Origin of the sequence: Paeniglutamicibacter antarcticus (assembly GCF_039544305.1) — a bacterium.
Taxonomy (GTDB): domain Bacteria; phylum Actinomycetota; class Actinomycetes; order Actinomycetales; family Micrococcaceae; genus Paeniglutamicibacter; species Paeniglutamicibacter antarcticus_C.
Genome location: NZ_BAABLK010000082.1, coordinates 1 through 11,805 on the forward strand (window position 1 = coordinate 1; position 11,805 = coordinate 11,805).

The 11,805-nt window shown below is 56.9% G+C and carries 10 protein-coding genes; 2 read left to right on the forward strand and 8 right to left on the reverse strand.

From position 1 onward, the window contains the following. Positions 1 to 576 precede the first annotated feature (576 nt). The 7 genes from ABEA12_RS15565 to ABEA12_RS15595 all read right to left on the reverse strand — a co-directional run bounded on the left by ABEA12_RS15565 (position 577) and on the right by ABEA12_RS15595 (position 8,111). The gene (locus tag ABEA12_RS15565; RefSeq protein WP_345468884.1) at positions 577 to 1,179 is read right to left on the reverse strand and encodes a hypothetical protein; all 603 of its coding nucleotides are present in this window, start codon (positions 1,177 to 1,179) and stop codon (positions 577 to 579) included. Positions 1,180 to 1,669: 490 nt separating this feature from the next. Further along, complete coding sequence (locus tag ABEA12_RS15570; protein WP_210100261.1) at positions 1,670 to 2,110, reverse strand: YtoQ family protein; 441 nt, start codon at positions 2,108 to 2,110, stop codon at positions 1,670 to 1,672. 853 nt (positions 2,111 to 2,963) lie between these two features. After that, entirely contained in the window at positions 2,964 to 3,254 is a 291-nt protein-coding gene (locus tag ABEA12_RS15575; RefSeq protein ID WP_210100260.1) for a type II toxin-antitoxin system RelE/ParE family toxin, read from the reverse strand. Continuing rightward, positions 3,251 to 3,484 carry a type II toxin-antitoxin system ParD family antitoxin gene (locus ABEA12_RS15580; RefSeq protein WP_210100259.1) on the reverse strand — a complete coding sequence of 78 codons (234 nt, stop codon included), beginning with the start codon at positions 3,482 to 3,484 and terminating at the stop codon, positions 3,251 to 3,253. The genes ABEA12_RS15575 and ABEA12_RS15580 overlap by 4 nt, the downstream gene beginning before the upstream one ends. A 291-nt stretch (positions 3,485 to 3,775) precedes the next feature. After that, positions 3,776 to 5,017 (reverse strand): EcsC family protein, encoded by a 1,242-nt coding sequence (locus ABEA12_RS15585; RefSeq protein WP_210100258.1) that lies wholly within the window; start codon positions 5,015 to 5,017, stop codon positions 3,776 to 3,778. 761 nt (positions 5,018 to 5,778) lie between these two features. Beyond that, the gene (locus ABEA12_RS15590) at positions 5,779 to 7,353 is read right to left on the reverse strand and encodes a GmrSD restriction endonuclease domain-containing protein (RefSeq protein WP_210100257.1); all 1,575 of its coding nucleotides are present in this window, start codon (positions 7,351 to 7,353) and stop codon (positions 5,779 to 5,781) included. After that, entirely contained in the window at positions 7,350 to 8,111 is a 762-nt protein-coding gene (locus ABEA12_RS15595; protein ID WP_210100256.1) for a hypothetical protein, read from the reverse strand. The genes ABEA12_RS15590 and ABEA12_RS15595 overlap by 4 nt, the downstream gene beginning before the upstream one ends. Positions 8,112 to 9,593: 1,482 nt before the next feature. On the opposite strand from ABEA12_RS15595, the gene ABEA12_RS15600 reads away from it, so the two are divergent. Next, the gene (locus tag ABEA12_RS15600; RefSeq protein WP_210100255.1) at positions 9,594 to 10,421 is read left to right on the forward strand and encodes a hypothetical protein; all 828 of its coding nucleotides are present in this window, start codon (positions 9,594 to 9,596) and stop codon (positions 10,419 to 10,421) included. A 202-nt stretch (positions 10,422 to 10,623) separates the two neighbouring features. Here the strand turns inward: ABEA12_RS15600 and ABEA12_RS15605 are convergent, their stop codons facing one another. Beyond that, positions 10,624 to 11,544, reverse strand: a complete 921-nt coding sequence (locus tag ABEA12_RS15605; protein ID WP_210100254.1) for an AIPR family protein — start codon at positions 11,542 to 11,544, stop codon at positions 10,624 to 10,626. Positions 11,545 to 11,636: 92 nt separating this feature from the next. Here ABEA12_RS15605 and ABEA12_RS15610 point away from each other — a divergent pair. Beyond that, positions 11,637 to 11,805: helix-turn-helix domain-containing protein (locus tag ABEA12_RS15610; RefSeq protein WP_425571708.1), on the forward strand; the 169-nt coding region annotated here is incomplete at its 3' end.

The window sequence follows — 11,805 nt, forward strand, 5'->3', positions numbered from 1 at the left end:
TTGTTTTCTGCACGCCGTTTTCAGTCCCTAGATTTTTGTACCTTAGTCAGTCAAAAATCCTAGGCAGGAAGCGGCGTGTGGACGTTAAGGCTCGCGGCTCACGCCCACGGATATGTCAGTAGAGCCATAAAGATCCCCATTCAACCCTCGGGCACTGCAGTTGTTACCGAACCGCAGGGGGGTCAAGAGGCTGTTCAGCGACAGCAGGCTCGCTTGCCCGTGGCACCGCGATGACGGGCACCGGTGACATAATTGCCCCCGCTTCGAAACTGGCCTTGGGAATCACTCGTTGCAGCCGGTATCCAGACCCATGGCGCCTAAATGTGGAGACCCAGAATTTTGCGGCCGTGGTACTCCGGTCTCAACACAACCACCCGGCCGCGCATTGTTGGATTGTTCTCGGCCGCCGCGATTTCAGGATAACGGTGGAACCGAACGAACCATCGTCCGCGCCAAGGCCCATAGTCCGGTCGGGCCCGAACCGCAGGCCAACGAACGACAAAAGTGGCGATTCCAACGTTCAACGGTGCCCGTCGATCTCCGCGATGCAACCCTGGCGCCCGGAGGCAGCAGGATTTACGCGGACCAAGGAACGTAATCGGATCGGCCTTCCCAAGAGCCGTGCTCCGACAGCGGCCTGAAACGCAGCGTCGTAAATTCGTGGTGGAAATCCCGGCGATCGCGTTCAGTCATCGCTTCGGTATGGCGGCGAGCAGCCTCACCGTCATCGCGGCCAAACACCATTCCTGTCATCGCCCTGGTGCTGGTCCAGATCGAGAACGTTGAAACCGTCCGCGGCAACCGGATAGCCGCCATGGCGAGTATTGCTTCGGGGTGGTCACGTATCTGACGCTCAACGGGTCGGCCCCAATGGATAAACCGGGGCATTTCGAATAGACGCATGCGGGCCAACGTCACCGCAACGACGGGTTCATTGAGCTCCAACCGCTCTTCACCTTCCGGGAACAGGACCATATCTCGGACTTCACCCCACCGGCGCAAGAACTCGAGCCTTACATGCCAGCCCTCGCTCAGTTTCCGGCCAAATGGGTGTTGCGCTAGGAAGTCGACAAGCGCCGCCTCGGCCTCCCACTGTGCAAACACCGCCATCCGCCGCACCTGCATCCGGTGCGGGGAGATTACGGCTGCTCCCAGCTGCATCCCGGCGAGCACTTCCATGTGGCGCAAACCAAGGGCCTTCGGCGGACGCAAGAGCCCGCCGAAGGCTTTGAGCAGCGGCATGTTTGCGAGGTGGAACGAGTAAAGGCTCATCGGGCCGCCACGCGCATCTGGTTCTTCATCCCTTGATCCTCACAGTGGCGGCATAAGCACGTCAAACCCTGGACGGTGATCCCCCAAAGCGATGGGGAAGTGAGCTGACTAAGCGGTCTGGAGCACAGAGGGATCCCCGCAGACCGATGCAGGAGCTTGAAATGCCTGGAACGCGACTGTTCTGCATTGATGCGTTTGTCTCGCCGGCCAGCCGCGATCCCCGATCGAGCCTTGCCATGCACTGTCCCGTCATCTCCGGGGCCATGTCCGGGCCCCATACAACGATGGAACGCCCCGCCATAAGGCGCAGAGCGTTCCATCGAAGTGTCCCTGAGGCTGAAGAGGCTAAACGTTGAAGCCGAACTCCACCGCGTTGCGCCACGGAGCAACAGCGGACTTATGCCTTGAGCACGTAAGTCAGTGTCTGCACCACTTGCTCGGTGGTCTTGCACCATGCCTGAGCCTCGGCGTCGACCTCCTTGAGCGGATGGACGATGTCCTCATCGTGCAGAGTCACGTATGGCTTGCCCAGCGCGGCGCAGTAGCCGGCATCGAAGGCGGCGTTCCACTGTTTATACTTGTCCCCGAAGCGCACCACCACCAAATCACTTTGTTCAAGCAGGGTGCGCGTCCGAATGGCGTTGATCTTGGAGGACTGGTGGTCGCGCCAGAACTGGCTAGAGGCCTCGCCGAGATGGTCGCCTGCGGCGTCGCTTGCGGGGTGGTCTGTCACCGGCGCGGTGAATTCCACATCCAGCCCGGCAGCCTGTGCCCCGCGCTGGATCTCGTCACGCCAGTCGGTGTGTATCTCACCGGAAAGGTAGACATTAAAAGTCATGGTTGCGTGCTCCTTCATAAGTGTCGGATTGATCTTCCCGTTAACCATCTAATGGATCAGCGTAAAGATCCAGCGGCCGCTAAAGGGTGAGACGCGCCTTTTCCCTGCAACCGCGATTCGGGTTCAGAGCGTTGCATCTCAGTTGTTAAGGCGGAACTCAACCGGGACCGCACTCATGCCGACTTCATAGCCGTGGGGTGTGGGGTGTGGGGTGTGGTGATAGTTTCCCATAGGCGTGGTGATCATTCGTTCATGAGTGACTGTCGGCCAAAGCAGATTGCCTCGCTCACCAAGAAAACCACGTCAACGTCGCCCCGTGCCAGCCAAGGCTCCGGACTCGCAGCCTCGGAAAAGAACCCACCAGGATCACCCAGTGCTCGGATGATGTCGCGAACATATGGGAACCGGCGCTTCATTGCCGTGCGACGTGCACGGGAGTAGCCGTTCCCTGATCCGACGCCCACCGTTCTCGTGGATTACAGATGTGCGAGCTACCTGATGAGAGGGCCACCTTCGACGCCATTATTTGGAGACTGTTCGACATGCGCGACGTGCGGGCTCAGCGTATGCCTGCAAACAGACTACGCATCGGGTGACTCTTCAAAGCAAGGGATCAAGGCCGTCTCGCCTTTCTGGAAGCCATTGACCAAGCCAGTCTAAACACGGCACGGTGTTGTGGCCCCAAGAAGATCTCGATTCACGCTCAAGCAGACACGGCACCGGTTGCCAAAGCAACCGGTGCCGTGTCTGAAACGTGCCTCAGGAGACGTCCGTCCGGAACGTGATTAGACGTTGAAACGGAACTCCACCGCGTTCCGGTACAGAGCAACCTTTCGTTGACCAGCAGCACCGCCTATAAATGCCGTGTAGGATCCATCTGCTGGTGAAGGATGCGGATCACGTCGACGCTGTCGGTTCTCTCGACATGGAAGACCAGATGGCTGCCGATGCTGTAGCGACGGTATCCCTCGCGAATGTCGCCGCAATCCCGTCCACGATGAGGGTCAGCGGCGATGCGCTCGATCGCTGCCTTCAACTCGGATACGTAGATCTCAGCCTGATTCTCATCCGAGCGCTCCTGAGTGAAATCCCAGATCGATGAGAGGTCTTGCTGCGCGGCCAGTGTGAGACGAATGCTCTTCATGACTTCTTCGACGCGACAAAGGCGTCGAAGTCGAAGTTCTCAGGTTCACCGCTCTCTTCGCCCGCAATCAGCGCTACCCTCAGCGCCGCCATATGCGTCTCCTGGTCTTCTAGCAACCTAAGGCCAGCGCGAACAACTTCACTGGCAGACCGGTACCGCCCGGTCGCAACTTCACGGGCGAGGAAACCCGTGAAGTGGTCGTCGAGACTGATTGAGGTGTTCTGAGCCATGCCTACATAGTACCAAGAATGGGTAACCTCACGAGAGGGTGGTAGTCGCAAATTTCGACCCTCCTACATCCCGCTAACTTGGCGTGATTTCACCGTGACATTCATGGTGGGCGGAGGACAACTAGTACCGCGCGATATCCGCTCCACGCACATGCAGGTACGGCCCCGATTGCCGAAGCAAGCGGGGCCGTATCTAAAACATGAGCGAGGAGACATTAGGCCGGAACACGACTAGACGTTGAAGCGGAAATCCACCGCGTTTCCCAGTTGAATAACCTCTGCCGTCACGGATTACTGTTCAACGGCCTCCGACCTGCTAATCACGGAGTCGTCGTCCGTTTGTTCGCCGTGCTTCTTCGATTTGAACAATCCTGCGACGCTTCCTCCCACGGAGCTCGCCTTCCCGGCGATGACGCCCCCGACACCCTTGACCTTGGTGAGCGCCTGCGGCTCATCCGGGATCCCGTCCCCGTCTATGTCCACGCTCCGGAACGGGCGTGTCACGGTGCCAGCCGCACTTGCTACACCGGTGCCCAAGATTTCCGCCGCACTAGAGGCAGTTTCCTTGACCGTCGAGTTGACATCGCCGAGCCTAGCTACAAGGTCTTTTGTGCTGCTTGGCGCCATTTCATCGGCGAGTTTCACAGCTGCAAGGTAGGCCTCCGCATCGACATTCGGCGGCGGCAGTTCCCGGAGGTGCTTCATAAGCCGTTTCGACTGAGTATTAAGAGTAACGAAGGTAAGGCTTCCCGAGACCACGCCTCCCACGACTGGAACGACCTTGCTCATAGTCTTGGCGAAGCTCTGCTTGGTCACCTGCACACCAATGACCTTCAGCGTCTGCTTCATCGGGAGGTACCACGCGGTTTTGGTCAGTGCGACACTCGCGATTTTCTTTTGGACAGCTGGACGGGCTATCTGAACGGCAAAGGCACCCAATGAGGCCGACGCACTGCCGACCCCCATCATTACCCCGAGGAACGTTGCAAGGATACCCAAGGTTTCATCATCGATGTCTTCAATATCTTTCAGGAACGACTGCCAACCATAAATGTATGCGATTTTCTGCATGACCCTGAAGGCGTGGACGTAGAACTGTGTAATGTCAGCAGGCACTGTTCCGATCATCGCAATACCGCCAGGTAGTCCGGCAGCAAATGACAATGCTGATGACTTTGCAGTCTCGAAGTCAATCGCGCTATCGGCGATTTCGTCAAGCATGGCTGGTGTAATGCCGGCTACTGCTGGGTTCTCACTGATTGCCCTGTCAATATCGGCAGCTCCGATACCTCTCTTGTGGAGTTCCGACTTGAGGAATTGCGCCCTGTCAATGCGCACACCTCGGAGTCGAATGACCTTTTTTAGGAACGAGATAGCAAATTGCACCGCTTCCCCGTCTTGTTCATCCATCATGGCCTTGATGCTTGGGTTGGTGCCATCTTCTGGGCGTGGACCGTCGCTATCTACTTCGACAGGGATCCCAAGGTCCGGCATCACAATCAGTTCAATACTCTTATCGTTCTCATCGCTCACAGTGCACGTCATTTCCCATGTTTCTAAAGTTTCCCTAGCCAAGACGAGCCTAGGCGTTATAGGCATTGAAGCTGTCATATCGGACGCGCGTGGGTCTTCAGTTATCCGTAGCTAATACTCTGACGTTCCAAATTGGTGGCTGTGTTCATTTTTCGATTAAACGATGAGGGGCTGGTCACGCGCTACAGCCTGCGTGACCAGCCCCTCATAGAAAAAGTAGAATTTAGACGTTGAAGCGGAAATCCATCACGTTCAGTCACGGAATAACTTCTGTATGCAGGGCTTTCCACGGTTCTCTATTCAGACGATCGTGAGCTTCCGTGCGATCGTAGCAGGTCCGACCATCGGGCGATTGGAAGCGTTTCTAACCCTCTGCAACGTGCGGGAAAGTGGCAATTCTTCCGCAGCTATTGACCTCGCCAGAGGTGATGAGCACTCGCGGTAACCCTGGTTCCAGATTCCGCCAAATGACCGCCAGCCGCATCAGTGTTCATTCAGGTTTGCAGTGAGTGCGAGTGAGGAGCTCGCGTGAATCGTTTGTGCTCATGGCGACCGTGAGATGCCCGCTTTGCTCAATGACTTTCCGCGTTTACTAAGGACATAATCACTGGCACCCAATAACGCCCTAAGTGTAGAGGAGCCCGCCCTCTAGACAGTCGGCTATGTGATCTCCCCCTGCTTTCGCGGTCGCCCGTCTAAAGTCGCGATCCTGGAATTCAGCGCCAACAATATCACGCAGCATACCGCTCTCTCGCGGTCTACTAGCTCTGGAGGTTGGATGGCGAATCCGGGTCTCCCTCAGGTCGAGAAACCGATTCCGCGATTCGTCTCTCTTCTTCAGCTTCGCTTACGATCCGAGCATCGATCCCAGCATTGGATTTTAGGAATTCGGAAACACGCTCGATCTGTCTTTCAGCCGCGTTGAAGTACTGGTCGGGATCGACATCAGCCATGCCGATTGAATCGACACGGTTAGATTCTCCATCCTGGATCGCGAAAGTCAGCGTGCGGAGGTGTAGAGCAGGTGCCCCGGTACGTCGCCGAAATATTGACGCCGGAGTGGGGGCGGTGTTGAAAACACGCCGCTCGCTAGCGGCGCTCGAACCGAGAACGCACAAGTAGGCCCGGTGGACCGCCCCTCGTTTCCCTTTTGTCGATTCGACCATCTCCTCAATGACGAACCGCAGTTGTTCCAAGGTAGCTTCATCCCCACCCCGGAGCTTCTTGTAGTCAGCGACAGCGCGGGTATTTGACGCAGAGTCGTACCGATGTCCGAAGCCCGTCGTCCAAAACCAGCGCGCTACCACGTCGCGCATGCTACGGAGATCCCTTTCATAAGAAACGGCCGCCAGAACTGTGAGCATCTGGCCGTAGGGGAGCCAGTCAGAGCTGAGAACGCCGAATTCCTCTTCTACGAACTCAATAGCGGTGGCGTAGTGTCGCGCAGCCTGTTCCCAGTTGTCGATGACCCTCCCTTCGGGTAGCTTCAGCACTGAACTCTGACGGACGTTTCCAAGCTCTAGAAGCGCGAGAACGGAAAGGATCGGCAACCCATCGTCTCGTAGATGTTTATTCAGCGATGGATGATCAACTTTCGATTTCTCCCAGGCCGCGCGTAGGTTGAATGTTGGCGAGTAGGTTTTCGCGACCATCAGATCGAATGTTCCAAGTTTCATTCCACCCTGGTTGACTCTCTGGAACACTCGAGCGATCGCGACCGGTGAGATACGACTATCCACGATCACTGCGGGAACACGGAATTTTGGCAGATGCGCAAGGTACTTGCGATACATTGCTGTGAGCCAGACAATTTCTGCGGGTTCACTTTCTAGACGATCCCTCCACTCGTAGAAACTGTCTGGTGACGCGAGCGCTGTTAGAGGAATCAAATCATTGGCACGCTGTAGTTCCGGAGTCGACAGCATTGACCAAGTCTCCTCGGTATGGCTGACGAGAAGCTCGTCGATGGCGCTCACGTCACCGTAGTCCGCGTAATGATCGATCTTCAAGAAGTATCGGAGCGGCCCGCGCCCGTACAGCGCATGGTACAGGGAAGTCAATCGCTGCTGCCCGTCGAGGACGATGTAAACGATGTCTGTCGGCTGAGTTGGGGCTTCCTCGAACTCCCTTGGAGCGTAGAACTCACGATTGCTGACTCCTTCGATGAGGAGAATGCTCCCGACAGGCCAGTTCATCAGGACCGTCGCCAACAGAGCACGAACATCTCCATCCGACCAATCGAAATCCCGTTGGAAATCCGGCAGTACGACCTGTCCCATATGGATACCATCGAGCAGGGCTTGGAGCGCTATGTCCTGCGAGCGTGTTTCATTCAAGATGGGCCTCCTGTGTCCTTAAGTTTCGTGCCGAGACTTTTGCGCACTTCAGCTGGTTCGGGCAATGGCTTGGGGCTCGCCCAGGCCAAAGTCCCCTCGACGTCGGAATCTGCCCATTGCCATCGATCTTTGATCCACGTCTGCACGTCAGATGTGCCTTCAGTGCCAAGGTGTAGGTAGATTTTCGACTTCGTCTCGATTGGTAAACCCGCGTCGATCGCCACCACAACCTCATCATCGAACCGTCCCATGAATGAAGTTGGCTCCAGCTTGAGATACCAAACTTCGAGCACCGCTCGTTCGTGCTTGTTTTGACGCCGGATCCAGGCCTCTCTGAGCCCCGATTCCGTTCCATTCACCTCGTCGCGCAAAGGTCCGTCAGTCGAAGGTAAGAACACTCGCACACGAGATCTTCTACTCGCGCACGCGACGACCCGCTCGAGGTCCCGTTCCATCCAGACCGTAGGTGAGTCGACCACCAAGTCGATGTCCTTGGCCGACGAGTAGAGCTCTTCCCAGCGCACCCGATTCGCCGGGCCGAGATCTCTCATCGAAATATCGGCGATGCGGTCTCTCAGCTGTGTCATGCCCAGCAGGTCCCGCACGAGAAGTGGTTTGAGGACGATCTCTGAGATGACCAGCGCGAGCGCCGTTGAAAGCAAAGCTGACCCAACGCCCGACCAAAGAAAGGACCAAAAACCTGTTTTGATGGACGCGGCCAACGTTAACATGCCTATCGCGAGACCGATTGCGATCACGACAGCGAGTACCAGCCATCCGGTTGATAGCCCAAGTAGCCGTCTAGCCACGTTGCCTCCAAATTTCCAAGATTCCGACTTATCATTCTAGACGCTATCGCATCAGCTAGTATTTGAATGAACATTGGCTATTCACCGGTCGATGGGAGTTGCGTGTCGACCCCGTCTGTTGATGCGACACGCTCACTGTCCCGCGCTCGCCTAACCTCTCGATGTACGGTGAGAAGATGGGCCACCCAGCTGCCCAAGTGCTCGTAGGCATTTCCTCCCCGCCATTGGCGAGCCGGACGTCGACACGAGGACTTCTTCCCCGGCCAGGGACGCGACTTCTTCGCGGCGCACATCCGCGCCGGCGCTGTTGCTCTCGCTGGGCTTCCACCACGGACCCGGTGTCCCTGACGCACGTGTGCCTGGGTTGAGGTAGGGAGCTCTATAATTCGAGGTAACTCGACGAGTCGACTGCTCAGAGGCCATGGCCATCCGCCATTCCGGTAGGTTGCGCTACCCTCCCTGCTTGTTATGCGGCGTGTTGGATGACCGCCGATAGTCGGGTTCCGTGACGATGCCGCTCTCCACTGTCCATGGTTCATTGTCGGCGTCAGCATGACGACCGTGCCCATGGCCTCGATCAGCGCGCACGTATCGCGGCCAGCCGGCTGGCAAGATGGTTTTGTCCCTCCTGCCGATGCCGGGCAGAGACTTGTCGGCCAGGAGCTACCAATCGACACCAAGTGCCCCCTTCACGAATAGGTGCACGATGGGCAAGAGTCATTTGCATGAGCGCTGATCGCATGCCCGGATGCCCGGATGCCCGGATGCACGACACCGCTGCACCCTTACGGGCACGCCCGCCACCGGAACGTACGTGGCTCGGATGATTAACAGTTGAGCGTGCGACGGTGCCGCGCCCGGTGTGGAGGTTGCAGCCGCACCCAGGTGCTGTTGCCCCCTGTGCTGTTGGTACGACGCGCAGATTCCCTCGAAGTCATCGGTACAGCACTTGCGGCCAAGGCCTCCGGCAGCGGACATCGGAGCAGTCTTGGGGCGGCCCGTTGCAACGGTGCGCCGTTGGCTGCGAAGGGCAGCAGCACCAACGCACACCCTGTGGTTGTATGAGCAGGCGGTGCAGCAGGCGTTCCGTCTCAACCCCGAGATTTTGGTTCGTCCCAAGTCCTGGCCGAGCATGCTCGGCTGGAGCCCAAATGTCTTGGCGGCGACGCATTGACTTACAGGGAACGCATGGCGACCGATCTGCCACACTGGGCCCTGATCGGGTACTTCGCCCGCGGCAATCTGCTCGGTTCAACGCTTCGGACCTGAAACCGAGATTGGAGAGTGGCTTCGCCATGCCCTGCAACAGACGTCAGGCTAAAACTGTGATGTCTCAAGACAATGGTGACACTTCAAGGGTTTTGGTGGTGACATTTCTGTCGCGTTAATGGCTCTTTGACCAAGCCGTGGCGACTGGGCAAAGAATGAGCAGTGAACAAGAATGAGCCTGTCAACGCCCGCATCCGCCTCGCCATCGCACAGTGGCCCGGTGACGCCCCACGCGGCGCTGTCTCCACGTTCTGCACCGACCGCGGCATCAGCCGCAAGACGTTCTATGCGATCCGGGCCAGGGCACGGGACGAAGTTCAATCCGCGGTCATGGAGCCACGCTCCCGCCGCCCCAAGACCTCACCCAGCCTGCTCACCGAGGACCGCAAGGACGAAGCCTTGAAGGTGCGTGCCCCACTGGAATCATCCCGGGCCGGGCCAATGGACGATCAGCATGCACGAAAAAATGGTGTCCCTTGGAAAGCATGCCCCCTCATCTGCCTAGCTGGCACGGATCTTCCGGGAAAAGAATCTGGCCCGACCAGACCGGAACCCATCCCGGGCCTTCCGGATCTCAATCCACCCGGAGCCGGACTTTTCAGCGTTGCCCAACGCCTGCTGGCAGCCGCGGAACAACCAGAAGCGACAGCTATCGGTGCGGCAAAGGAAACCATCTTGGCGACCATCGACCAAACGAGACCTACCGGCAGCATCACCCATCTCTCCGGCACCGGAAGCCGGAAGCTGAACGCCTATCCCAACGGCGTCGTCGACATCGGGCGAACCATATTTTCCTTGACCGCATCGATGAGCGGACGAACCGTCATCGCGAGTTGGGATGCCGGTGGCGTTATCTTCAACAACACCCAAGACGAGGTCCTTGCAGACTTTGCGTGGCCACCAACAGGCACTACCTACGTTGGAATCACCAAGTCCCGCACGCTCTTTGGCAAGGACCAGCAATCAGGGCAACTGTCACCAAAGTCCTGATACATCAACTGTCACAGGTCCCCTGAGACATCACACGACAGGCAAAAAATTCTTTGTTAAATTCACAGCGTGGTTTCAGAAACGACCCTTACCGCTTCTGAAACCACGCTACCCCGACGGGCATTGCAAACTCCGTCTTCAGGGTGCCCGCCGGGACTACGCAGCCGCGGCGAATGCCACTGCCAACAGTCGGGGCGGAACCTCAGGCGCTAGGTAAAGTGGTCGCTTTAATTGCGCGGAATTCTCGTCCAACGCGACTGGCAAATGACGCCATCTTTTGCTGATTCTTAAAGAACGCCATCGCATGTCCACTTGAGTTCTCTACCTCGTGCGTATCGACGATGAGGCCCACAAGGCGCTCAATATCTGGGGTGTTGTCCGAAATCCATCCCTCAACATCCCATTCAAAACTCGAAAAAGCTACGCCTTTTGATCGCGCCGTCTGCATAAACAACGCACAGGCCATATACAAGGAGTTCTTCGCTATGTTTGCCCCACGCTTTTCAAGGGTTTTGCTGACATCGTCGAGCGCCATTCCAAAACTGCGCCAAAAACGCACTGCGTTGTACATGTTTGCGGGTTCAAGGTTTCGTGGGAACAGCTCAAGATATGGGTTCGTTTTTATGTCGAGCCACATTCGACCCAATTCACGCTTGGCACGCGTTGCGTTGTCAATGCTTGAGAGGCAAGCCAGCGCGCGCGTGGCTTCCTCGAGATCAAACGCAAATTTATGCTCTTCACTTTCAAGTGACTGCCCACTACGGAAACTATAAAGAATTCCCTCGGCATGCAATATTTCGCTCAGTTCCAGCTGGTACGGATCCAGCGCAACGAACTCCCGATTTGTGACCTGGTTTTGAGTGTTTGTTTTGCGCGTCACTTGTTTTCCGAAGTCAGCATCATGCCCGGCTGTCGAAATTACGCGAACGGTGACCCTGACATCCTCTAGCGCAATGCCACTTCTTTTCGCTCGAGCAAGCGCACCAGATGTCTGCGCCCCGTTGACGATACTTAAGCCTTTCAACTTAAACCGCTCATCCGTGGCGCGCGGGTTAATTCGACCACAGCTGATCGATTCCGCGACTATGTGATCTCTCAGGTCATCGCTTACAGCATCACTCAAGACATCGTTTACATGATCTCTCATAACATCGCTGACAGGTATCAAAAGTGTGGCAGACCCGGAGCTGACCTCGGATTATTTGATAATGTTGTGTGTCAAATACATTATCGGCGTCGGTACGCCGTCAAATCATCGAGTTCGATCCGGGTCTGCCAGACTCCCTCAGTATCTCGCAATTTTGCGATCAACTGGGCATCAGCCGACCGTCCTATTACAAAGTCAAGAAACGCTATATTGCCGAAGGCAACAAAGCACTGAACC